Annotated in this window: 25 protein-coding genes and 1 pseudogene; 10 read left to right on the top strand and 16 right to left on the bottom strand. The window is 71.8% G+C overall.

All coding sequences use genetic code 11. The annotated features are described in order from the left end of the window. Positions 1 to 152 precede the first annotated feature (152 nt). Positions 153 to 737, top strand: a complete 585-nt coding sequence (locus ACWCPW_RS34695) for an SRPBCC family protein (protein WP_449765546.1) — start codon at positions 153 to 155, stop codon at positions 735 to 737. Between the two features lie 329 nt (positions 738 to 1,066). On the opposite strand, the gene ACWCPW_RS34690 is transcribed toward ACWCPW_RS34695, so the two are convergent. Beyond that, positions 1,067 to 1,330 carry a DUF6422 family protein gene (locus tag ACWCPW_RS34690; RefSeq protein ID WP_449765545.1) on the bottom strand — a complete coding sequence of 88 codons (264 nt, stop codon included), beginning with the start codon at positions 1,328 to 1,330 and terminating at the stop codon, positions 1,067 to 1,069. Between the two features lie 395 nt (positions 1,331 to 1,725). On the opposite strand from ACWCPW_RS34690, the gene ACWCPW_RS34685 reads away from it, so the two are divergent. Beyond that, positions 1,726 to 2,121: a hypothetical protein gene (locus ACWCPW_RS34685; RefSeq protein ID WP_449765544.1), complete on the top strand. Its 396-nt coding sequence runs from the start codon at positions 1,726 to 1,728 to the stop codon at positions 2,119 to 2,121. Here the strand turns inward: ACWCPW_RS34685 and ACWCPW_RS34680 are convergent. The 3 genes and pseudogenes from ACWCPW_RS34680 to ACWCPW_RS34670 form a co-directional block, all read right to left on the bottom strand. After that, positions 2,111 to 2,540 (bottom strand): annotated as a pseudogene (locus tag ACWCPW_RS34680) (short-chain dehydrogenase); the annotation flags it as partial. The gene ACWCPW_RS34685 and the pseudogene ACWCPW_RS34680 sit on opposite strands and share 11 nt — an antisense overlap. 209 nt (positions 2,541 to 2,749) lie before the next feature. Next, entirely contained in the window at positions 2,750 to 3,472 is a 723-nt protein-coding gene (locus ACWCPW_RS34675) for a cation transporter (RefSeq protein ID WP_449765543.1), read from the bottom strand. Then, on the bottom strand, positions 3,469 to 3,807 hold the full coding sequence (locus tag ACWCPW_RS34670) for an ArsR/SmtB family transcription factor (RefSeq protein ID WP_449765542.1): 339 nt from the start codon (positions 3,805 to 3,807) through the stop codon (positions 3,469 to 3,471). The genes ACWCPW_RS34675 and ACWCPW_RS34670 overlap by 4 nt, the downstream gene beginning before the upstream one ends. Positions 3,808 to 3,872: 65 nt before the next feature. Between ACWCPW_RS34670 and ACWCPW_RS34665 the strand changes: the two genes are divergently transcribed. Genes ACWCPW_RS34665 through ACWCPW_RS34655 form a run of 3 tightly spaced genes read left to right on the top strand, consistent with a single transcriptional unit; the run spans position 3,873 to position 4,992 of the window. Continuing rightward, positions 3,873 to 4,241 carry a DUF3703 domain-containing protein gene (locus tag ACWCPW_RS34665; protein ID WP_449765541.1) on the top strand — a complete coding sequence of 123 codons (369 nt, stop codon included), beginning with the start codon at positions 3,873 to 3,875 and terminating at the stop codon, positions 4,239 to 4,241. Between the two features lie 5 nt (positions 4,242 to 4,246). Next, positions 4,247 to 4,660, top strand: a complete 414-nt coding sequence (locus ACWCPW_RS34660) for a hypothetical protein (RefSeq protein ID WP_449765540.1) — start codon at positions 4,247 to 4,249, stop codon at positions 4,658 to 4,660. Beyond that, complete coding sequence (locus ACWCPW_RS34655) at positions 4,657 to 4,992, top strand: YnfA family protein (protein ID WP_449765539.1); 336 nt, start codon at positions 4,657 to 4,659, stop codon at positions 4,990 to 4,992. The genes ACWCPW_RS34660 and ACWCPW_RS34655 overlap by 4 nt, the downstream gene beginning before the upstream one ends. Before the next feature lie 49 nt (positions 4,993 to 5,041). Here the strand turns inward: ACWCPW_RS34655 and ACWCPW_RS34650 are convergent, their stop codons facing one another. Further along, positions 5,042 to 5,788: a methyltransferase domain-containing protein gene (locus ACWCPW_RS34650; RefSeq protein WP_449765538.1), complete on the bottom strand. Its 747-nt coding sequence runs from the start codon at positions 5,786 to 5,788 to the stop codon at positions 5,042 to 5,044. A 1-nt stretch (position 5,789) separates the two neighbouring features. Beyond that, positions 5,790 to 6,146: an ArsR/SmtB family transcription factor gene (locus ACWCPW_RS34645; RefSeq protein WP_449765537.1), complete on the bottom strand. Its 357-nt coding sequence runs from the start codon at positions 6,144 to 6,146 to the stop codon at positions 5,790 to 5,792. Between the two features lie 228 nt (positions 6,147 to 6,374). On the opposite strand from ACWCPW_RS34645, the gene ACWCPW_RS34640 reads away from it, so the two are divergent. Next, positions 6,375 to 9,815 carry a DNA polymerase III subunit alpha gene (locus ACWCPW_RS34640; protein ID WP_449765536.1) on the top strand — a complete coding sequence of 1,147 codons (3,441 nt, stop codon included), beginning with the start codon at positions 6,375 to 6,377 and terminating at the stop codon, positions 9,813 to 9,815. Positions 9,816 to 9,994: 179 nt separating this feature from the next. On the opposite strand, the gene ACWCPW_RS34635 is transcribed toward ACWCPW_RS34640, so the two are convergent. Continuing rightward, positions 9,995 to 10,684 carry an NADPH-dependent F420 reductase gene (locus ACWCPW_RS34635; protein ID WP_449765535.1) on the bottom strand — a complete coding sequence of 230 codons (690 nt, stop codon included), beginning with the start codon at positions 10,682 to 10,684 and terminating at the stop codon, positions 9,995 to 9,997. 233 nt (positions 10,685 to 10,917) lie between these two features. Then, positions 10,918 to 11,667 carry an SDR family NAD(P)-dependent oxidoreductase gene (locus ACWCPW_RS34630; RefSeq protein ID WP_449765534.1) on the bottom strand — a complete coding sequence of 250 codons (750 nt, stop codon included), beginning with the start codon at positions 11,665 to 11,667 and terminating at the stop codon, positions 10,918 to 10,920. 93 nt (positions 11,668 to 11,760) lie between these two features. Between ACWCPW_RS34630 and ACWCPW_RS34625 the strand changes: the two genes are divergently transcribed. The 3 genes from ACWCPW_RS34625 (at position 11,761) to ACWCPW_RS34615 (ending at position 13,498) form a co-directional block, all read left to right on the top strand. Then, entirely contained in the window at positions 11,761 to 12,369 is a 609-nt protein-coding gene (locus tag ACWCPW_RS34625; protein ID WP_449765533.1) for a TetR/AcrR family transcriptional regulator, read from the top strand. Positions 12,370 to 12,705: 336 nt separating this feature from the next. Next, positions 12,706 to 13,254, top strand: a complete 549-nt coding sequence (locus tag ACWCPW_RS34620; RefSeq protein ID WP_449765532.1) for a GNAT family N-acetyltransferase — start codon at positions 12,706 to 12,708, stop codon at positions 13,252 to 13,254. 85 nt (positions 13,255 to 13,339) lie between these two features. Then, on the top strand, positions 13,340 to 13,498 hold the full coding sequence (locus ACWCPW_RS34615; RefSeq protein ID WP_449765531.1) for a hypothetical protein: 159 nt from the start codon (positions 13,340 to 13,342) through the stop codon (positions 13,496 to 13,498). A 557-nt stretch (positions 13,499 to 14,055) separates the two neighbouring features. Here the strand turns inward: ACWCPW_RS34615 and ACWCPW_RS34610 are convergent. The 8 genes from ACWCPW_RS34610 to ACWCPW_RS34575 all read right to left on the bottom strand — a co-directional run bounded on the left by ACWCPW_RS34610 (position 14,056) and on the right by ACWCPW_RS34575 (position 20,587). Then, a complete protein-coding gene (locus tag ACWCPW_RS34610; protein WP_449765530.1) occupies positions 14,056 to 15,009 on the bottom strand; it encodes a sigma-70 family RNA polymerase sigma factor in 954 nt (317 codons plus the stop codon). Between the two features lie 21 nt (positions 15,010 to 15,030). Continuing rightward, on the bottom strand, positions 15,031 to 16,251 hold the full coding sequence (locus ACWCPW_RS34605) for an NAD(P)/FAD-dependent oxidoreductase (protein WP_449765529.1): 1,221 nt from the start codon (positions 16,249 to 16,251) through the stop codon (positions 15,031 to 15,033). 143 nt (positions 16,252 to 16,394) lie between these two features. Continuing rightward, on the bottom strand, positions 16,395 to 16,805 hold the full coding sequence (locus ACWCPW_RS34600) for an ATP-dependent DNA ligase (RefSeq protein WP_449765528.1): 411 nt from the start codon (positions 16,803 to 16,805) through the stop codon (positions 16,395 to 16,397). A 103-nt stretch (positions 16,806 to 16,908) separates the two neighbouring features. After that, the gene (locus tag ACWCPW_RS34595; RefSeq protein ID WP_449765527.1) at positions 16,909 to 17,184 is read right to left on the bottom strand and encodes a hypothetical protein; all 276 of its coding nucleotides are present in this window, start codon (positions 17,182 to 17,184) and stop codon (positions 16,909 to 16,911) included. A gap of 210 nt (positions 17,185 to 17,394) precedes the next feature. Then, on the bottom strand, positions 17,395 to 17,904 hold the full coding sequence (locus ACWCPW_RS34590; protein WP_449765526.1) for a DUF5959 family protein: 510 nt from the start codon (positions 17,902 to 17,904) through the stop codon (positions 17,395 to 17,397). 515 nt (positions 17,905 to 18,419) lie between these two features. Further along, the gene (locus tag ACWCPW_RS34585; protein WP_449765525.1) at positions 18,420 to 18,803 is read right to left on the bottom strand and encodes a hypothetical protein; all 384 of its coding nucleotides are present in this window, start codon (positions 18,801 to 18,803) and stop codon (positions 18,420 to 18,422) included. 326 nt (positions 18,804 to 19,129) lie between these two features. Further along, positions 19,130 to 19,669, bottom strand: coding sequence for a hypothetical protein (locus ACWCPW_RS34580; protein ID WP_449765524.1), 540 nt, complete (start codon positions 19,667 to 19,669; stop codon positions 19,130 to 19,132). A gap of 510 nt (positions 19,670 to 20,179) precedes the next feature. Further along, positions 20,180 to 20,587 carry a hypothetical protein gene (locus tag ACWCPW_RS34575; RefSeq protein WP_449765523.1) on the bottom strand — a complete coding sequence of 136 codons (408 nt, stop codon included), beginning with the start codon at positions 20,585 to 20,587 and terminating at the stop codon, positions 20,180 to 20,182. Positions 20,588 to 21,354: 767 nt separating this feature from the next. On the opposite strand from ACWCPW_RS34575, the gene ACWCPW_RS34570 reads away from it, so the two are divergent. Next, complete coding sequence (locus ACWCPW_RS34570; protein WP_449765522.1) at positions 21,355 to 22,005, top strand: thioredoxin family protein; 651 nt, start codon at positions 21,355 to 21,357, stop codon at positions 22,003 to 22,005. Positions 22,006 to 22,138: the final 133 nt, after the last annotated feature.

Here is a 22,138-nt window from a genome sequence, read left to right as displayed (position 1 = left end):
GCGCAAAGGCCGTGTCCCGACCCGGGTTTCCGCGGAACACCCGCATGATGTCGTTGCGGGTGGCCACCCGTCCGGAGCGAGGCCCTGGGATTCTCCCCTGCAGCTCACACGTCGCACTGTGAATTCTTCACGGGTGGGACGTGAATCCTGGCATGGCGCGCACGGCGCGCCGGTCGGGATACTCGTCGGCGGAAGCCGCCCCTGGTAGGCCAGGACGGCGGCCGGTATTCGGAAGGATCGCCATGGCGAGCCGTTTGCTGTATCGCGGACCCTCGATCGATGTGCTGCACGAGGAGTACGCAAAGAAGGGTCGGCTCGACGATCAGGCGCCGATCACCGGGCACTTCACGGTGCGCATCGAAGCACCTGTGGAGCGGGTATGGCGGTTGCTGAGTGATCCCTCGACGTGGGCGTCGCTCGACCCGGGCATCAACGATGTTCGTCTCGAGGGTCCCGTCGCCGTCGATACGCGTTTCACGTGGAAGAAGGGCGGAGCGCGAATGAGGTCCCGGTTCGCGGTCGTCGATCCCCGGCGTGAGATCACCTGGACCGGCCGTGCGGCGGGGGCCAACGCCGTACACCGTCACCTGCTCCGGGAGTTGGAGGACGGCGCGACCGAAGTCCGCACCGAGGAGTCGATGGGCGGCCCGCTTTTCATCCTGATCTTCGACAACACCAAACTGCGGACGGTACTGAAGGAGTGGCTGACCGGACTCAAGACGATCTCCGAGTCCTGACGGTCGCCGCACCGCAGTCCTTCGACATTCGGAATTCAGAACGGGGGGGTGTCCGTGTACGTCGCCTCGGCCTTCGGGTTCCGGGGCCGGCCAGGGGCGTGCCTGAGCCGGGGGACGCGGTGTCGGCCGGTCGCGATGCCCTCCATGATGTCGCGGGCGTCGACGCCGGTTTCCATCCCTCGTGTGGTGGCCGGGTTGCGGCCGGTCCAGGCCCAGCGGTACGCGGCGCCCAGGCTGTGGATCTCGGCAGCGTCGTCCAGGCGATCGTCCCCACGGCCGGGTCGTGTCGGAGATCGGAGCGGGAGTCGCTCCCGATTCCCACCGGGAGGTCAGAAGACGTCGTGGACCCCCCAGTCGTGGCCGCATCGGGTCGGGGAGAACCGGTTGCACTCGTCGAGACCATCCCCGCCGAGGACAAAGGAGGCGCAGCCGCACAGGCGGCACGGCGTCCCGCCACCCCCGTCGGGGTTCACGCCCGCCGCACGCACCCGGGACCGCGCGTCGTTGTAGGCCTCGGCGACACTCGTCACGGCGTCGTCCACGACCTTCTGTTGCTCTTCGGTCAGCTTCCTCTTGCCACCGGACACGGTCACGGTTGCCTCCGCAGCGTGGTCTGAGACACGGCCCCTGTTTCCAAGGTCTTGCGGGCGGTCCATGGCCGCAACCGGAGATGGCCCGGTCTTCCCGAAGCTGCCGCAGAAACAACAGGTATCCGTTTGTAGTCGTCCGACTACCTTCGTCATCCATCACGTCGACCGATGGATGGCCACCCGGGGGTTCTGGAGCGGCCCCTTCCGCCGGCAGAACCACAGGTCACGTGATCGACCGGGTTCGACTGGCGAACCAGGAATCAAAACGGCCACCCATCGGTCGACGTCACAAGGAGTGTGACCATCAGGGGCTGGAGCGTCGGGCACGCTGTTCTGCTTCCACGGGCCCCGGTCGTTCTCGACCGGGGCCCGTGGGCATCCATGCCCGTGGTGAGGACGTGCCGGGGGTCGAGGCGGGCAAGCGCGCCGGCGGTCGTGCGCTCGCCGGGTTCGAGCGCCATCGCCGCGTCCAGGAGGGCTTCGAGGTCGGGGTCCGCCCACGGGCGGACGTCGACCAGAGGCGAACGCCGCCGTGCGGTGGCGATGTCCTCCAGGACGTCGGCGGCCGTGACACGAGGCCGGCCATGCGGGTGCCGGCGGGGGTGGTGCCGGTCCAGGCCCAGCGGATCGCCGCGCCGTGGCTGGAGGTCTCGGCGGCGGCGGGCAGCGTGAGGCGGACGTCGGGTGCGGTGTCCGGGAGTCTGCGGGCGATCTCGGGTGCGGTGGCCTGGTCGCCGCCGCCCCGGTACGGGGCCGGCAGGGGCAACAACCGCGGATGGTGGGCTACATCGTGATGGCCGATCCGGAGGGAATCGAGTTCTGCTTGGACTGATCGACGGGGAATTTCACCCCGGTGAGGTCCTCGGATACGGCCCCACAGCCGCTGCTGGACGGCTACCTCGTGCGACTGCGGACTGGAGGTGACCAGCCGGGGGTGACCCTTGACCTCGTTGCGTCCGCCGGGGCCGTAGTACTGGCCGCCGAGTGCGGCGGGGTCGGTGGCGGCGCGCAGGGTCGGCAGCGCGCCCATCGCCGGCGTCTGGGTGATCAGCGGCGCGAGCCAGGTGAGCGGAAGCCGGAGGGCCGCGGGGGTGTTGCGGGCGAGCTCGGTGCTGGACATGCCGGGGTGCGCGGCCACCGCGACGGTGGTGCCGTGCGTGGCGAGCCGGCGCTGCAGCTCGTACGTGAACATCAGGTTGGCGAGCTTGGACTTGGACCTGAAGGACTCCTTGAAGCCGGCCCTGACCGCAACCCTCCTGGGCGTGCTACCCCGCCGCTGACCTGCGTTGCACCGGACAGGCCAAAGCCTCTGTGCTTCTCGCGCTCGGACGGTGGAGGGGCCGGGGTGCCCAAGCTCGGGCACCACACCGGAACCGCCGCCAGCTCCCGCACCGGCCGGTCGATCCGGCTCCGTGAAAGCGGTCAGCAGCAGGAACAGCCCGCCGCGCACCCGCACGCGTCGCCGCTCGCCTTGTCCGTCGTGCGGGCGGTGCCGGCCTGGGTGGGGGCGCAACAGCCCTCCCCACGCCAGGCGTTGACGCCTTCCTTGATGGCGACGGCGGCGATGACCAGGGCGGCGATCGGGTCGGCCCAGGTCCATCCGAGGGCGGCATTGAGCACAAGGCCCACCAGCAGGACGACGGACAGGTAGGTGCACAGCAATGTCTGCTTGGAGTCGGCGACCGCGCTCGCGGATCCGATCTCGCGGCCGGCCTTGCGTTGCGCGGCGGACAGGAACGGCATCACGGCCAGGGAGAGCGCGGCAAGCGCGATGCCGGTGATCGACCGGTCCGCTTCGCCGTCCCCGGCCAGTGCGCGGGCGGCGTCCGCGGCGACGTACGCGGCGAGAACGAAGAACGAGACGGCGATGATGCGCAGGGTGCGCTGCTCGCGCGCCTCGCGCAGCGCGTGGTCGCGGGCGGAGAACTGCCAGGCGACTGCCGTGGCCGAGGACACCTCGATGACCGAGTCCAGGCCGAACCCGACCAGCGCGGTGGAGGACGCGATGGTCCCTGCGGTGAGCGCGACGAAGGCTTCGACGACGTTGTAGGCGATGGTCGCGGCGACCAGCAGCCGTATGCGGCGGACCGGCGCGTCACGCCGGGCCGGACCGGGGCCCGGCGACAGGGAGATCGGGGCGGTCATCGGCAGCAGCCCTGGGAGTCGGTGTCCGGGCAGGTCGGGTCCTCCGCGACCGCGAGGACGGTGGCGCGCAGGGTGTCCAGCGCGGTGCCGAGGCGGGCGTCGGCGAGTTCGTAGCGGGTCCGCCGCCCGACGGGGACGGCGACGACCAGGCCGCAGTCGCGCAGGCACGCCAGATGGTTCGACAGCCGCGTCCGCGAGACGCCGAGCGCGTCGGCCAGGTCGGCCGGATGCGCCGGCGCCTCGCGCAGGCTCAGCAGGATGCGGCAGCGGATCGGGTCGGCCAGCGCGCGCCCGAACCGGGCGAGGACGTCGATGTCGGCGGCGAGATGCGGCATGGCCACGAGAGTACACGTCTGCTTGAATCCAAGGAATCGTGAACTCAAGATTCGAGGAGACCCGCATGCGCGCCATGCCCGACAGGCTCCGCGCCGTCTACGACGCCGAGATGGCCGCCGCCCGCGCATCCGGCCCCACGGCCGACCCGTGGCGCGCGGCGGAGCGCGCGCACATCCTGTCCCAGCCCTGGCCGGGCCCCCACACCCGCACCCACGCGGTGATGCTGCGCCTCGCGGTCCGCGACCGCGACGCGCGCGAGATCCTCGGCCAGGTGGTGCGCCTGCTGGTCGCCGCCCCCGGCTCGGCCGCAGGCAGGTACCCGAGCGGGAACACCGGCCGCACGCGCGCCGGCCTGACCACCCCCATGCCTGTCCCCGACGACCTCGCCGCCCTGCTGCGCGACGCGGGCATCGCGCTGGAACCGAGGACCTGAAGGGCTTGCGTCCGGTACCCGGGTACAGGCTTACCGTCGAACCACACCCTCACCTGGGGGTCTTCGAGGGAGCCGCCCAGCGGCTCGGGTTCACCCTCGACGAGGTCGCCGAGCTGCTGGAGGCCGGCGGCCACCACCACGGCGCCGGCCGCCGCGCCGAGGCCGGGCTCCAGGAACTCGCCGCCACCAAGCTCGTCGCCGCCGGACTGCTCGGCGGCGGCGCGCTCGCGGTCGCCGCGTGGCTGCCGACCGTCGCTGTCGTCCTCGCCGTGGCCGCGGTCCTGCTCGTCGGCCGGGCCTGGTGGCGTCGCCGCCGGTCCACCGAGGCCGCGCACGGGTGCACCGGGTCGTCGTGCGGCTGCGGGAACACCGCCGCTGCCGGGTCCGCCATCGACGTCTCGGTAGGCTCGCGCCCGTGACGATCTTCCGTTCCATCGCCCTGTTCCTGGCCGCCGCCGTCCTGGAGATCGGCGGCGCGTGGCTGGTGTGGCAGGGCGTCCGCGAGCACCGCGGCTGGGCGTGGATCGGCGCCGGGGTCTTCGCGCTGGGGACTTACGGCTTCGTCGCGACGTTGCAGGACGACGCGAACTTCGGGCGGATCCTGGCCGCGTACGGCGGGGTGTTCGTCGCCGGTTCCCTGGCATGGGGCATGGCCCTGGACGGCTACCGGCCCGACCGGTTCGACGTGGCCGGCGCGCTGATCTGCCTGGTGGGGGTCGGCGTCATCATGTACGCGCCGCGCGGCACCTGACGCGCCACGTGCGGTGTGCCGCGGGGCCGGGCAGCGGTGGGTCGTCCTCTCACTCCCGCCCGGGGCGCCGGGCTCGGACGACGGCGGCGGTGAGTCCGGGGCCGGCCTGGTGGGTCGCGGTGATGGCGATCCCGGTCAGTCCGGCTGCGGCGAGTTGTGCGGTGTACTCCTCGGTGGTGACGGCGGTGGTTCCGCAGCCGGTCGGGTCGACGTCGAGGGTGCGGGTGGCGTCGGTGTCGGCGACCAGGTCGCTGATGCCGAGTCGGCCTCCGGGCCTCAGGACGCGGGAGATCTCGCGGAAGACGGCCGGCTTGTCGGTGGACAGGGTGATGACGCAATTGGAGATGACGACGTCCACGGAGGCGTCGGGCAGCGGGATGTCCTCGATGCGGCCCTTGACGAACTCGACGTTGTCCGCGCCCGCTTCGGCCGCGTGACGGCGCGCGAGGTCCAGCATCTCGTCGGTCATGTCCAGGCCGATCGCGCGGCCGGTGGGGCCGACCCGTTTCGCGGAGAGCAGGACGTCGATGCCGCCGCCGGAGCCGAGGTCCAGCACGGTCTCGCCTTCGTGCAGGTCGGCGACGGCGAGGGGGTTGCCGCAGCCCAGGCTCGCCGCGGCAGCCCCGACCGGGATGTCCGCGATGGCGGCGGTGCCGTCGTACAGGCCGAATCCGAACACCGGTGTCGCGCACGGGTCGACCAGCGTCCGGCCGGACGCGGCCCGGGTGGCGGCGTCCGCGTAGCGGTCGCGGACGCGTTCCACGACCTCCGCCTTGACGGTGCTGTCGTCGCTCATGTCAGGTCTCCTGGCAGGGGACGGCCGCCGGGTCGGGGGCGGGGTGGCCCATGACGGCGTCGGCGGCGCTGGGGAAGCAGGACAGGCAGTTCTCGTTCACCCGGTAGAACACCGAGGTGCCGCGCCGCTCGGCGATGACGAACCGGACTTCGGCGAGCTGCTTGAGGTGGTGCGACACGGTGGACTGGCCGACCTCGGAGCGCTCCACGATCTCGCCGACGCTCATCGGGCGGCGCTCCACGGCGAGCAGGTTGACCAGCCGGACCCGGGTCGGGTCGGCGAGCGCCTTGAACCAGGCGGCGTAGGTGGCGGCGGTGTCGGCGTCCAGCGGCCGGGGCCGCACGGCGTTCTCATTCATCGTCCATCGACGATAGTCGATAGATTGCGGGCGGGGAAGCCTGCGGCCCCGGTCCGCGCGGGGCGGTCCGGGGCCTCGCATGCCGACGACCGGCCAACCGGCAATCGAGATGGCCATCTATCGGTCGTCGTCACAAGGAGGACGGTTGGCAAAGTTGATCTATTCGAACTATTGTCCGAATGAGAGGTGGTTTTCGGACAGGGGGGTGGACGCGGGCGGAGGTGCGCGGTGGACGGTTTCGCGCACTTGCACGCCGCGTCGGGCTACTCGGCCCGGTACGGCGCCTCCCACCCCGAGGACCTGGTGGCGCGGGCCGCCGAGCGCGGCATGACCACACTGGCGCTGACGGACCGCGACACCGTCGGCGGCGCGGTGCGCTTCGCGCAGGCGTGCGCGAAGCGCGGGGTGCGCCCGATCTTCGGCGTCGACGTCGCCGTCGCCCCCACCACGCCGGACACGCCTCGCGCCGGGCGGCGCCGTACACCGGTCCGCGGCGGGGCCCACGTCGAACAACCCCCTCTGCGCGTGACCCTCCTCGCCCGGGACCGCGAGGGCTGGGCGCGGTTGTGCCGCCTGGTCTCGGCCGCACACGCCGTCGAAGGGCCGCCGGTGGTGCCGTGGTCGGCGCTGCGCGAGCACGCGGGGCCGGGGCTGATCGTGCTGCTCGGCCCGATCTCGGAACCGGTGAGGGCGCTGTCGGACGGCCGCCCGGACATCGCGGAGCGGTTGTTGGCCCCGTGGCGTGAACTGTTCGGGGACGCGCTGCGCCTGGAGTGTCTGTACTACGGGTCGTCGGGGACCGGGCCGGGTTCGCTGCGTCTGGCCGCCCGGACCGTGCAGCTCGCCGACCGGGTCGGGGCGGCGGCGGTGTTGACCAACGCCGTGCGTTACGCCGACCCGGACCAGCACAAGGTCGCCGACGTCCTGGACGCCGCCCGCCTGCTGCGCCCGATCCGCTTCCACCGCCCGGAGCGTCTCGATCCGCGCGAACGCTGGTTGAAGGACCCGGCGGCGATGGCCGCGATCGCGGCGCGCGTCGCGGACGCCGCCGGGGCGGGGCCCGACCGTGCCCGAACACTGCTGGCGCGGACCGTGGCGACCGCGGACGAGTGCCGGGTGGATCCGGTGGGGGACCTGGGTCTGGGCGGCACGTTCTTCCCCGAGCCGGTGGTGGTGGGCGCCACGGCCGACTCGGCGGCGCGGGTGTTGCGCGAGCGTTGCGAGGCCGGGATGGTCCGGCGCGGTCTGGACCGCGACGAGGTCGCGATGGGGCGGTTGGCGCGGGAGTTGGAGGTGATCGCGCGGCTGCGGTGCGACACCTATTTCCTCACGGTCGGCCTGGTGGTGGCGGATGTGCGGGAGATGGGGGTGCGGGTGGCGGCGCGCGGGTCGGGAGCGGGGTCGATGGTGTGCCACGCGCTGGACATCGCCACCGCCAATCCCCTGGACCACGGCCTGCTGTTCGAACGGTTCCTGTCCGAGCGCAGGTCGTCGTTGCCGGATGTGGACATCGACGTGGAGTCCGCCCGGCGCCTCGACGTCTACCGAAGGATCTTCGAGCGGTTCGGGAGCGAGCGGGTCGCGGTGACGTCGATGCCCGAGACCTACCGGGCCCGGCACGCGCTGCGCGACGTCGGCCTGGCCCTGGGCCTGGCCGTACCCGACATCGACCGGATCGCGAAGTCCTTCCCGCACATCCGCGCCCGGGGGATCATCGCGGCGCTGGCGGAGTTGCCCGAGTTGCGGTCGTTGGCGGCCGAGGCGGGACGGTACGGGCCGCTGTTCGAACTCGCGGAGAGGTTGGACGCGTTGCCGCGCGGGATGGCGATGCACCCGTGCGGGGTCATCATCACCGACGCCACCCTGCTGGACCGGCTGCCGGTGCAGCCCACGCCCGGGGACGCCTTCCCCATGGTGCAGGCGGCGAAGGAGGAGGTCGAGGCCCTCGGCCTGATCAAGTTGGACGTGCTCGGGGTGCGGATGCAGTCCGCGATGGCGCACGCGGTCGCCGAGGTCGAACGCACCACCGGCACCCACATCGACCTCGACGACCCGCGCCGGGTGCCGCTCGACGACTTCTTCGCGTTCAAGATGATCCAGGCCTCCGACACCATCGGCATGTTCCAGTTGGAGAGCCCCGGACAGCAGGACCTGCTCAGCCGCCTGCAACCGCGCGACGTCCAGGACGTCATCGCCGACATCTCCCTGTTCCGACCCGGGCCGGTCGCGGGCGGCATGCCCGAGCAGTACATCGCCGCCCGACACGGCGCCGCCCCCACCTACCCCCACCCCGACCTGGAACCGGTCCTCGCCGACACCTACGGCGTCACCATCTGGCACGAGCAGATCATGGGCCTGCTGGCCACGATGACCGGCTGCGACCTCGCGCTCGCCGACGTCGCCCGCCGCGCCCTGTCCGACCGCGACCGCATGCCACAGGTCCGCGACTGGTTCCACGAACACTCCGCCGCCCGCGGCTACACCCCCGACGTCCGCGACGAGGTGTGGCGCATCGTCGAGAGCTTCGGCGCGTACGGCTTCTGCCGGGCACACGCGGTCGCGTTCGCCGTCCCGGCGTTGCAGAGTGCGTGGCTCAAGGCCCACCATCCGGCCGCGCTGTACGCGGGGTTGCTCGAGCACGATCCGGGGATGTGGCCGCGCCGGGTGATCGTCGCCGACGCCCGCCGCCACCGGGTCCCGATCCTGCCCGTCGACGTCAACCACTCCCGCCCCGGCCACACCATCGAGCAGACCGGCGACGGCACGTGGGGGGTGCGGCTGGCACTGTCGGCGGTGCGCGGCATCACCGACGAGGAATGCGCCCGCATCGACGCCGGCCGCCCCTACACCTCCCTGTCCGACCTGTGGCAACGCGCCCGCCCCGCCCTGCCCACCGCCGAACACCTCGCCCGCATCGGCGCCCTCGACTGTCTCCACGACGGACGCCTCACCCGCCGCGACCTGCTCCTGCAACTGCCCGAGCTCCACCGCCGCACCCGCAGGGTCGGCGACGGCCAACTCCCCCTCGCCGACAGCCGACTCGACGCCACCGCCCCCAGCGGCCTCCCCGAGATGACCACCCGCGAAGCCGTCGGCGCCGAACTCCACGTCCTGGGCATCGACCTCTCCCGGCACCTGATGGAACACCACCACCGACTGCTCCGCGAGATCGGCGCCGTCGACGCCGTACACCTCGCCGAACAACCACCCGGCCGCCAGGTCCTGGTCGCCGGCGTCCGCGCCTCCACCCAGACCCCACCCATCGCCTCCGGCAAACGCGTCATCTTCGTCACCCTCGAGGACGGCTCCGGCCTCGTCGACCTCGCCTTCTTCGAGGACTCCCACCCCGCCTGCGCCCACACCGTCTTCCACTCCGGGCTGCTCCTGGTCCGCGGCAAGGTCCAGGTCCGCGGCCGCCGGCGCACCGTCGTCGGCACCATGGCCTGGGACCTCGACGAGATCGCCACCCTCCGCCGCGACCACGGACCCCAGGCCGCACTCGACCTCCTCGGCGCCCCCACCCCACACCCCACCCCCGCCCAACCACGGCGCGTCCTCGTCCACGGCACCGGCGCACTCCAACACCCCTACGCCGACCTCCAACCCCCCGGACAACGCTCCGCCGACCTGACCCGGTTCGGCCATCGCAGTCCCGGAAGCCCCGGCTGACGCTCACGAGGGGCGGGCGAGAGCGTTCCTTCTCGTCCCGGGACGCCTCCGGCCGTACGGCCCGCGTGCCCGCGCCGGCTCGGGTCGGTGACGAAGCGGCTCGCCCGCCGCGCGGGCGAGCCGGACGGGTCGTCCCAGACCGTGCCGGTCGTGTCGGTGGGCTTGCGGGTGGAGCGCGGTTACCCGCCCTCGACCTCGGCGGTGGCAGTGGCAGTGGCGGCGGGAACGATCCGTCGCGCCCTGGCGAGGTTGGCGATCAGCTCGGCACGGGTCTGGTGCTCGTGCGCGACCCACGCGGGTTGACCGGGCCCGCTGCGCCACGACTCGCCGAGCGGGCTGTTGTCGGCGGTGTCGAATCCGAACCGGTCATACAGTCGCGTCACGAGTTCCACGGCTTCGGGAAAGTCGCTCGAGGCCGACAGCGCCAGTCGGCCGGGGGTGCCCGCCGCGCTACCCGCGGTGGTGATGCGGGGAGCTTGGATGTGGGTGAAGGCCTTGACGACCTTGGAGTGCGGAAGGTGCTCTTGGCGTAGCTCGTGGACTGTCTTCTCACCCGAGTCGACGACCGGGATATGGCCATCGCGCCAGACCATGTAGTTGTTCGTGTCAAGCACGATCTTGCCCGCCAACTCCTCCGCGGGCATGTCGTTGACCACCTTGAGGGGGACTGCCACGACTGCGAACTCACCGGCGGCAGCGGCGCCGGCGGCGGTTGCGGCCCGCGCCGACGGGCCGAGTTCGTCGATGAGGTCCCGCAAGGTCTCGGGTCCTCGTGAATTGGCGATAACGACGTCGTAGCCCTGCGCGATCGCCGCACGCGCGATCTGGCTGCCGACCTCTCCTGCGCCGATGATGCCGATTATTGGCATGGGTCCTTTACCTCAACCTCTGGTGAGACTGTCGCGTCGTCGGCCGGCGTGGATTCGCTCGTGTGTCGTACGAGTCGAGCGAGGACGCCGCAACCGGGGTGCGCGGTCGGTACTTTTCGCCGACCAGGGTGACGGGTCGCCCCGATCGGAGAGAGAGGCCGCCGGGCCCGCCCGTCCGAGCGAGCACGGCCGGCCGGGCGCCGCCATCCTCGCCGGATGCGCGGCCATGGAACTCAGATCTGGTTCAGGCCGCCGTCGACGTACAGGCTCGAACCGGTGATGAAGCTGCTCTGCCCGGAGGCGAGGAAGGCCACGGCGGCGGCGATCTCCTCCGGGCGCCCGAGCCGGCCCAGCGGCACATGCGTGGCCAGTTGCCGCTTGAGTCCGGCCGCCTGCTCCGGGTCGGGAGCGAGCCCCGACAGACCAGGGGTATCGGTCGGGCCGGGCGTAATGGTGTTGACCCGAATGCCGCGTCCCTTGAGTTCGTTGGCCCAGGTCCGGGAGAACGATCGGGTGGCGGCCTTGGTCGCCGCGTACACGCCGAACGCCTCCGCGCCGACGTCCACGTTGGTGGAGCCGTTCAAGATCACCGAGGCGCCGTCGTTGAGCAGCGGCAGCGCCTTCTGCACGGTGAACAGCGTGCCCCGGACGTTGATATCGAAGAGGGTGTCGAAGTGCTCCTCGGTGACCTGCTCAAGCGTCACGAACGCGGCGACGGAGGCATTCGCGAACAGTACGTCCAGGCCCCGTCCCCGGCTGCGGATCGTCTCGTAGAGCCGGTCCAGGTCGGCCGGGTTCGAGATGTCGCCGATCACGGCGGTGGCCGCCGAACCGATCACGTCGACGGCCGCGTCGAGTTCGGTCTTGCGCCGGCCGGTGATGAACACGTGCGCGCCCTCGGCCGCCAGCCGTACGGCACTGGCCAGGCCGATTCCGGTGCCGCCCCCGGTGACGAGAGCGGTCTTACCCTCGAGCAGTCCCATGCGATCAGCCTCCTTCGATTTCCGCATCGATCGATGCGGAAGTTGAACGTAGCACTTCTGTAGCGATCGATGCGGAAGAGGTAGACTGCGCGAGTGGAGACCAAGAAGAGCGGCCCGATCGGTCGACCCCGAGGATTCGACGCGGACGAAGCTCTCGAGCGCGCCGTGCTGGTCTTCTGGGAGCACGGCTACGAGGGAGCCAGCCTGGCCATCCTGACCAACGCGATGGGCATCTCCACCACCAGCATGTACGCAACCTTCGGCAACAAGGAGGAGCTGTTCCGCAAGGCCCTGGAGCGCTACACCGAAGGCCCGGGCGCATACCTGACCCGGGCCCTGGAGGAGCCGACCGCCCTCGGCGTCGCCACCGCGATTCTGGCCGGCACCGTTCGAACCACCACCCGCCCGGCCCACCCTCACGGGTGCCTGGGCGTCCAGGGCGCCTTGGCCGCCGGCGACTCCGCGCATGGAGTCCGCGACCTACTCGTCGCCTGGCGTACCAACGGCTGCTCCTGCGTCCGGGAGCGGTTCCAACGAGCCGTCGACGACGGCGACCTGCCTCCGGAAACCAATCCTGGGCTGCTGGCCCGCTACGTCACCACCTTGGCATTCGGCATCGCCGTGCAAGCCGCGAGCGGTGTCGGCCGCGATGAACTCCAGGAGATGGCTGACGCCGCCCTACGCAACTGGCCGCTCTCCTGAGAACCGCCCGGCGTTCGAACAAAGGCCCTCCGCCTGGGAAACAGCCCCGATCCTCGCACATCGGCGGCAGCCGGCCAACGCGTTTTCGCGTCCATCACGTGGCCGGGACCACCGACGCCCGGGAGCGCGACGAACTCGGATGCTTTCGTGTTGCCGACGGAACACGTCCGTGGTCCAGGGCAGTTGGGGTCACGTCACCACGCAGTCGAGCGGCGCGGCGGAGCAAGACGGGCGTTCGGCTGCTGGTCCGGTGTGCAGCCGGGCGGCCCCCGACCGCGTGTCCTTCCGGTTCCAAATCCGTGTGCAAGCCGCCCGGAGGGTCCCTACCCTCCAGGCATGGATCTTCGCGAAGAACTGCCGAACGACAGACCGGCCGTACGGGCTGTTCACCTGCGGGCGTTCGGCGACCATGGCCCTGTCGTGGCCGACCTGGTCGATAGCCTGCGGGACACCATCGCGCCCGAGGACGGCCTCTCGCTGGTCGCCGAGCACGACGGGCAGGTCGTCGGCCATGTCATGTTCACCCGCAGTCTCCTTGATGCCCCGCGGCGGCTGGTCGACGTCCAAGTCCTCAGTCCGTTGGGCGTGATGCCCGAACTCCACAGGCACGGTATCGGCTCGGCCCTGGTCCGACAGGGACTGGGGATCCTCGCCGAGCGCGCTGTTCCCCTCGTCTTCCTGGAGGGCGATCCGCGCTATTACTCGCGTTTCGGCTTCGTTCCCGGTGAGGGCCTGGGCTTGCGAAAGCCATCCCTGCGTATTCCGGACGGTGCCTTCCAGGTCGTCGAACTCCCGAAGTACGAGCCGTGGATGACGGGGACGCTGGTCTATGCGGAGCCGTTCTGGCGGCATGACGCAGTCGGCCTGCGTGACCCCAACGCATAGCGAGGCCGGCGCCGATACCGCTGGTGTGACATGACGCGCCGTTCGGATGCCGGTCCGGGCGGCGCGGTGTCGCCGGGGTATGGGGGTGGCAGAACGAGCAGGCGTCCGCGAGATCGAGGACGGCGAGGGCAGGCGATTGCCGAGGATCATCCACACAGGCACCGGGTCGGTGGTGACCCGGCGGCGGGCTCGGGTGGTACTGCTGTCCGCGCAGGGCACGCCCGAGGCGGGATCGCCGAGGTGACTTCACCGGCCCGGACCGCGTTCGGGACGTGATCCACAACTTCGACACGACGGCTTCGGCACGCTCCACCCCGAGCACAAGGTCGCCACGACCCCCGAGCGCGCGAAGGTGGGTGTCGTCGGTGGCCTGGTAGAGGTCGCGGGCGCGTTCGTGGGCGGTGATCGCCTCCTCGAACCGACGCACGTCCCGCAGCCCGATCCCGCGTCGGCTCAGCGCCTGCGCCGCGTCGTGGGAACGGCTCAGGGCTTCTGCGGCCTGAAGCGCAAGGTGAAGATTGCGCAGGTTGGGAACGAAGTCGCGGATGCGGTCGAGGTAGGGGTCGAGTCCGAATGCCAACGTGATGACGGTGTCGTGGTCGCCCTGGTTTGCCGCATGGTCCAGGGCCGCTTGAAGACCGTCGCGCTCGGCGGTGAACCATTGCCGGGCAGTGCTCGCCTGTGGCCTCGGGCGTACCCGCCGCCTGGATGCCGGGAGTTCCTCCCGTCACGCCGATGACGATCGCCTCCGTGCTCTGTTGACTTCGGCGGGTGTTGCGGCCGGTGGCCGGCGGGGTCGGGTCACCACTGGGCGATGGGCGGCGCGTCCGGTCCGTGCCGCTGCCACGCTTGGGTGAGGCGGGCCAGGCGGGCGGGGGCGGCGATGCCGCGGACCGTTGCGATCTTGCCGTCGGCGATGTCGAAGGTGACGGACCCGACGACCCGGTCGCCGACCACGGTGAGGATGGCAGGGGTGCCGTTGACGAGTGCGTAGTGGATGGCGGGGGCGCCTCCGGCGAGCCGCCGCTTCCCCTCCGAGGGCCTGAAGCCGCCCCGTGCGACTGCTGCGACGCGCTGCGGGGTGTCGTAGCGCAGCAGCTTGGCGGTCAGGCCGGCGCCGTCGGAGATCGCGGTCACGTCGTCGGTGAGCAGCGCGACGAGGCGTTCGGTGCGCCCTGAGGATGCGGCGGCGAGGAATGCCTCGACGATCCGGCGGGCTGATGCCGGGTCGACCTCGCTGCCGCGGCGGCGTGCGGCGGTGACGCGGGTCCGGGCCCGGTGGAGGTGCTGCTGGCTCGCGGACTCGGTGATGTCGAGGATCCCGGCGGTCTCGGCGTGGCTGTAGGAGAACGCTTCGCGCAGGACGTAGACGGCCCGCTCGACCGGCGTCAGGCGCTCCATGAGGGTCAGCACGGCCAGGGAGACCGATTCGCGCTGCTCGAAGGTGTCGGCCGGGCCGAGCATCGGGTCGCCGTCGAGGAGGGGTTCGGGCAGCCAGGCGCCGGCGGTGCGTTCGCGGCGGGCCTGTGCCGAACCCAGCCGGTCCAGGCACAGGTTGGTGACGACCTTGGTCAGCCACGCTTCGGGCACCTGGATCACCTGCCGGTCGGCGGCCTGCCAGCGCAGGAACGCGTCCTGGACGGCGTCCTCGGCGTCGGCCGCGGAGCCCAGCAGCCGGTAGGCCAGCGAGGCCAGCCGGGTCCGGCTGGCCTCGAACCGGCTGGTGTCGAAGCCGTCGACGGCGGTGCTGTCCATGCGGATCACCCTAGGAGGCGGCTACGCGGCCGCCTGCTCGGCGGGTGCATCCGGTGTCGCGACGGGCGCCGCGTCCGGTGCGGCGGCCATGCGGTGCTTGCGCTTGGGCAAGCCGAAGGTGGGGTGCTCGGTGGCCCACAGCGACATCCGCACGATGCCCGCCTTGATCCGCGCGGCCTTGCGGCCGCCCACGTGCTTCGGCCTCGCCAGCGCCCGGTCGTCGACCATCTGCAAGATCCCGTCCCGGCGCCCGAGGCTGATGTGGTTGCCCGGGTACCCCAGCTTGACGGTCGCGACCTTGCGGCCGGTCAGGCGTCCCACGATCGCCTCCACGGCCTGCCGACCGGTGTAGCCGGCCGAGGCGCACGACATCGGCAGCGGCAGGCCGTTGTCGCCGACGGCGTGGGCGCTGTCGCCGACCGCGTAGACGTCCGGGTGCGAGACCGAGCGCATGGTGCGGTCGACGACGATCCGGCCGTCCTCGGTGACCTCCAACCCGCCTGCGGCGGCGATCGGGTCGACCGCGAAACCGGCCGTCCACACGGTCGCGTCGGACGCCAGGACGATGCCGTCCGCGCACACCACCCGCGCCGCTTCGACGCGCTCGACGCTCGCGTGGTCCACGACCGTGACGCCCAGCCGGTCGCAGACCCGCCGCAGGTGGCCGCGCGCACTCGCGGACAGCCGCGCCCCCAGCTCGCCGCGGGCGACCAGCGAAACCGACAGGCCCGGCCGGGACTCGGCGATCTCGGTGGCGGTCTCGATGCCGGTCAACCCGTCGCCGACCACCACCACGCTCCCGCCGCCCTGCTCCTCCAGGCCGTCCAGGCGCCCGCGCAGCCGCAGCGCCGCGGGCCGCGCGGCGACGTCGAAGGCGTGCTCGGCCACACCAGGCACGCCGCGGTCGTCGCCGTGGCTGCCGAGCGCGTACACGAGGGTGTCGTAGGCCAGTTCGCCGCCGCCGTCGGCATCCGCAACGGCGACGACCCGGCGCGCGGGGTCGACCGCGGTGACCCGGGCGACGCGTAGTTCTATCCCCGTACCGACGAAGACGTCGGTGAGCTGGGGAGCATCGATCTCCTGGCCGGCGGCGAGTTGGTGCAGGCGCAGCCGCTGGACGAAATCCGGCACGGCATTGACGACGGTGATCCGCGTGTCCGCCGGGGACAGCCGGCGGGCCAGGGTCCCGGCCGCGTAGGCCCCGGCGTACCCGGCACCCAGAACAACAATGCGGTGCTTCATGTCTCGCTCCCATCGGATCGCTTGGTCTTCGCGAGTTGAGCGAGACGGCGGCCCGATTCCTGACAGGTGCCACGTGTGTCACGGGTCACACGCGTCCAGGAGTGCCACCCGGCGTGCGGTCGACGCGGATGCGGGCCAGGACCTCACCACCGCACCGGCTGGATCAGCACGGGCCCGGGCGCGCCCTCCAGGAGTTCGATCAGGTGTTCGCGCCTGTCCCGGTAGGGTCGTCGGCGAAGGTCGGCGTCGTCGAGCGAGAACACGTCGAAGGCGACCAGGACGACCCGGAAGTCCGCGCCACGTCGGGGTCCTTTCCCGCTTCGGGTCTGCAGGCGGCCGAAGGCGACGCTCCCGTCGTCCAGGATCGCCACGAGCTCACCGTCGAGCACGGCGGTGTCCAGCGATCGTGCCGCGTCGGCGATGTCGGAGAAGGCGCGGATGAGATCGGTGCCGGGCCGGCTGAACACGCGCGGTCGTGGACCGGTGCGCAGGGTTGCCCGCCGGCCGTCCATCGTGGCCTCGTGGGCCCGGCTCGGTGGGGACTTGGTCGACACGGGTGGCGAGGGCGACGTCGGCGGGGAGCGCGAGGGCGGGCATCCCCGCCCGTACCCCGGGCCCGGCCCCGTCATCCGGAGCCGGGAGCGCACGCCGTCGCGGTCACCGTCGGGTCGCGTCCGACGGATCCGCACTCCGGAAGGACACGGGTGCGGGGGCGAAGTCGACGTCCAGCGACCGTCGTTCGACCGCCTCGCGTTCGCGGGGGGACAGATCGAGGTGCGCGGCGAAGCGTTCCAGCGTCTCGACCGAAACGGGGACGCCTCCGCAGCCTTGGATCCGTGCGACGCCGTGATCACGCAGCCGCCGGAGCGCGGTCTCGCGCCGCAACCACTCGTCGGGGTCGGTGGGAGAGGGATCGGGGTCGGTCAGTCCCATGCCACATCCTCGGTGTCCGGAAGCAGTGGGCTCGACACACTACGACGGCGCACCGACACGACCGACGCTCCCGCATGGTCACCGAGCCGGGGCGCGAGCCGGGGCCCGGGCCCGAGCCGGGGCCGAGCCCGAGCCGAGCCCGAGCCCGGGCTTGCGCCACGAGAAGCTCGGCCGGGTCACGTCTGGTCGCGGGCCTTCACGCGATGTCCGTCACGGCCCCGCGGGGTCGTCTGTGGGAGGGGGCGTCCGGCGTGCGAGCGATCGGCGTGCGGCTGCCGGCAGGGCCCGGTTCTCCTCGATCCGGTTCGGAGCGGGGTCGAGGGGTACGTGGACGCCGATGCCGGTGCGTGGTCCGTCGCAGACGCGTATCGACAGCAGTCCGTCCCGGCCGGTGCCGCTGACGCGCAGGTAGCCGGTGGGTCCCATGGGCGGCCAGTCGAAGGCCACGTCGGTTGCCGTGTCGGACGCCTCCCACTCGGCGAGCAGGTCCAGGATGGTCTCCCACGAGTCCAGGGCGTCGGTATCGGCGGCGTCGTCGTCCAGGTCGACGTTGGTGTCCGTCTCGATGTCGAACCAGTCGCTGGAGACGGACACCGTCGCGGTGAAACTGCGCCAGGTCGGTTCCCCGATCACGGGGTCCGGCAGGACGCGCACCGCCACCATTTGCCGCGCGCTCCCGACCCGCAACAGTTCGACCGTCCGCTGGTTCCGCGTGTCCATGCACGGCCTCTCGATGGAAGGGATGTGCGACTCGGTCTCGGAACGGCGGATCGTCGGCCGATCCCTCGGCGTACGCCCGGAGATCGTCACACCCGGGACGTCGGGGGTGGGTCGAAGCTCCGGTCCAGTCCAGCGTGTGTGAGTCCGGCGCCGTCGTCGTCGACCTTGCCGCATCCACGGCACCTCGTCCACCGGCGGGCCGAGTTCGTGCGTGACGGTCCCGATCTCCGACGACCGGTCGTGCCCCGATCTCCCCCACCACGCCACCACCCGGGACCGGATGGCGGCCGAGCTTGGTCGACTCCACCGACACGGCCCGAGCGCATCCGATACGAACGCAATGGTCGGCATCGCACACCCTCACGGGGCCGGTCCACTCGTCCGACCTTGCGTCGCGACGCGAAAGAACGGGGCGGCTCCGACCGCGCGTAGTGCGCGTAGTGGTCGGAGCCGCCCCTTGTCGTCTCGCGGGCGACCGGCGGAGGGGGAGACCGGAGTGCCCGTGGACGGGTCCCCTAGCGTTCGCCGTGTCTGATCCGGTCCGCGACCGTCTCGATCCGGCGGCCGAACATGCGGTTCGGGGTCGCCACCAACTGCGGGTCCAGGTCCGGGCGCAGCAGCAGTCCCGGGACCAGGTCGTTCAGTCCGACGCGCCGGCCGTGGGCGTGCAGGCCTTCGAGGGCTTCGAGGGCTTCGAGGGCTTCGAGGACGAAGGCGTCCGGGTTGGTGTTCAGGGCACGGTTGATCGGGTACATGGCGGCCACGCATCCGCCTGCCCGGTCCGCGAAGTGGCGTTGCGTCGCGCGCAGTTCCTCGTCGTGCAGCGCGGCGAGTTCCTCGCGGACGACGGCCCTGCACAGGTGGCCTTCGTCGTTCGTCCATTCACGGATGACCCACACTCGGGACCTCCAGGATCGGGACCGGGAACAGTACTCCGCCGGCCACACCAGGAGAAGAGGCCTATGCCGAACCGTGATCACCCGGTGCACGCCGTTGCCCGACATCGCGGTCGCGGGGGCCGGCGCGCCCCATCGGGTGAACGCGCGTCCGGGGTCCGGCGCGGCGCGGCGGGCGGCGGGCCCGGACGGGTGATCGTGGGTGGTGTCGCGGTGTGTTCGTGTGTGGGCCCGAATGTCCCCGTCGACTCAACGCGGCCGGCCGCCCCTCCCCCGGGGCGCCGGCCGCGTCGTGCGTGACGATCGCCGAAGGGCCGAAGACGATGCGGCTATCGCGGTGGGGCGCACTCGGCGAGGAACGCGGGCATGGCGTGGCGTTCCACGAATCGCCCGCGCAGGTGCGCCGGGGCGTCGTCCGAGGGCAGGAACACCCCGTCGCACCGGCGGCAGCAGAACAACCGGGCCCACACCGTTCGGCGTTGCCGCCACAGTGGATGGGCCACGTGGTACCGCTTGCGGTAGGCGAACAGGAACCCGGCGGCGAACGCAAGTCCCGCCCACGAGGCCGCCGATCCCAGGGTCGCGTTGATCAGCAGCGCCGACACGGACATGACCACGAACGCCGCCAGGATCGCCTGCCGCCACCCGCGCGCCGCCCACGGACGTCGCGGCGGCGCCAGCGAACGCGACAACGAGGTCTGCGCCCTCCCCGAACCGCGCACCGAACCGGACGCACTCTCCATGCCGCGCGGGCCGTGCAGGCGTACGGACGCCGTTCCGCGGGTCCTGGTCACCGTCACCCCGCTCTCGTACAACGCCCGGACCTTGACGACCTGATCGACCCGACGGCAACGCGGACAATCGATCACTGGCATTTCCTCCCGTGGGGACACTTCGAAAGACGAACAGCCGGCGGCCCGCCCAGGCGGCACGGCGCCCGCATGGCGGCCGCGCCCGCTCGGTGTTCGGGACTGTGCGGCGTGTTCGCGCCGGCATCGCGGTGGGACCGTCGTGTGGTCCGGTTCGCGCCCTGGGGCCGCCGGGCAGCCGGCGGAAGCGGCCGCTCGTGGGAGACGGCCGCGAACGCGAATACCCGCCGCCTTGCGGCCATCGACGCGGTGGCGCGGGCCGCTGGTGCGCGAACTCTCGGGAGCGACCGACGGAACCTCATGCCGCCGGTGCTCCTCCCCCGGTGTTCGCGTCGCCGTGACCGGTGCACGCCAGTCAACCACCCGAGTACCCACGCTCGCACGGAGATTCGCACACCCTCTCGTCGCCCGGCGGGACGAGGCCACCCGGGCAGGCCGGCTCGTGAGCATGCCTTCGGCACGTTGCCGACGCGGCCGGGGGAGCAGGCGGGCCGGAAGTCCCGGGCCGACTCAGGGGGAGGACCATCCCTGTTCGGCGAGTCGCGCGCGAACCAGGCCCGCGATGGTCCGCTTCTCCTGTGCCATGGCGGTGTGTTCGGGGATGTCGAGACTGTCGTCGACGTCGGCCCAAAACTCGAGGCCGGAGACGACCAGGGCCCACTGCGTGGCGCTCAGGGCCACCATCGACGTCCGACCGGCGGCCGGCCAGGTCGCGAAGCCCGCCGCGGTGCGCGGCCAGTCGGGAATCTGTTCCCAGCCCGCCCGACGAATACCGCGACCGAACTCGACGCCACCGCTGTCACCGCGGTCGGCCCTGCTCTTCACCTCGTTGTCGAGCGTCCCGTCGATCGTCAGCCAGTGGCGAGTCTCCAGCAGCACGGGGCAAGTCACCGCCGCGTCTACGTCATTGCCGCCCATGGTGGTCGATCCTCGCGAGTCCCGACGCCCCGGGTCAACCATCGCGGCCACACCGACTCCCGCATCCGGCGCGTCCCTCACGAGCGCGACGCGGCCGCAGCGAACGTGACGTGGTCCAGGTGCACGGCCATCCACTCGGCGAGGAGTTGCCCGGCCCCGCGAACGGGGGCGTCGGCACCGGCGCCGGCGGTACAGCGGGCCCGGTCGACCACGCAGGCCCCGCCCACCCTTGGAGCCGCTCAAGCGGCGGGGCTGCGGCCGAGGAATCCTCGAAGTACACGTCCCACTCGGCGATGGCACTGTCCGGCTCAACGGAACGGCAAGTCGCAGACTCAAGGGTCTCACCCGGTCCCCGATGCCCCGGCGACTTCGTCCGCCGCGATCCGGTGCTCGTCGCCTGGTGGGACGCGCACCTGCGCGCCGACCTGGACGCGGGGCGATGCGCGCTGTGCCCGTGTCGCCGCGTCCCGGATCGACGGTCACGTGCCGGCCGGCCGGATCGCCGTCCTGCGCCTGGGTCGGCTCCGGTATCCGACGTCGAGCGCTTCGACCGCCGCGGCGCCGGCAGTCCGATATGCGACCCTGTTCACATCGGCGGCACTGCGCCCCACTCGACCGACAACACCATCGGTCCACCGGCCCAGCCCCGACGGACTTCCGGACTCTTGTGACGCGCGGCGCGTCGGTGAAGGGAAAAGGCCACCAGAGCCCGACGTCCCGTACTCCCGCGTCCGTCCGGGCCAGGGCCCCAGGTGCGAACTCCACTCGTGGTACTGGTAGTTTCCGGCGACAATCTCAGCAAGGGGGATAACGTGCGCGGCCTGCGTCCATGCCTGACAGCCGTCCTGGCGGCGGTGTTTTTTACTGCGGGATGCGGCGCGAACGAGTCCGCCGACAACCCACGGGCCGAGGACGACGCCGCGGCGGGCCCGTCCACGTCCGTTCCGACGGCATCCAAAGGTCCTGTCGGCGGGGCCGGTAACACGCCGCGCCCCGGAACCCCGACGGTGCCGGACGGGTTCGACTCCACACGCGACGCGGACGCCGACATCCGTGCCGCGCTGGCGACCGCCGCACAGGGTGATCGCGCCGTGTTGATCGACTTCGGCGCCAACTGGTGCCCGGACTGTCGGATCCTGCACAACCTGTTCCGATCCCCGCAGGTGAAACCGCTGCTGGCGAAGAACTACGTCGTCGTCCGGGTCGACGTCGGCAAGTTCGACCACAATCTCGATGTCGCCGCCCGCTACGTCAACCTCGCGACGAGCGGAATCCCCGCGTTGGTCGTACTCGCGCCCGACGGGAGCGTACGCACCGCCACCAACGACGGGTCGGTGGCCGACGCCCGCAAGCTGGACCCGGGGCAGGTCGCCGAATTCCTGACCCGCTGGGCACCCGGCAACGCGGGGCGGGAATGACAACGCGCCCGCGCCGGCACCGGTCCGCCATGGCGTCGGCGTGGGTGGCGGCGACGGTCGTGGCGTTGTGCGGATGCGGATCGACGCGGGCCCCGGCCTCAGCCCCGCCCACGGCAACTGTCGCCGCGAGCGG

It is taken from the genome of Embleya sp. NPDC001921, from assembly GCF_053594475.1.
This window is presented reverse-complemented; position numbering and strand designations above follow the sequence as displayed.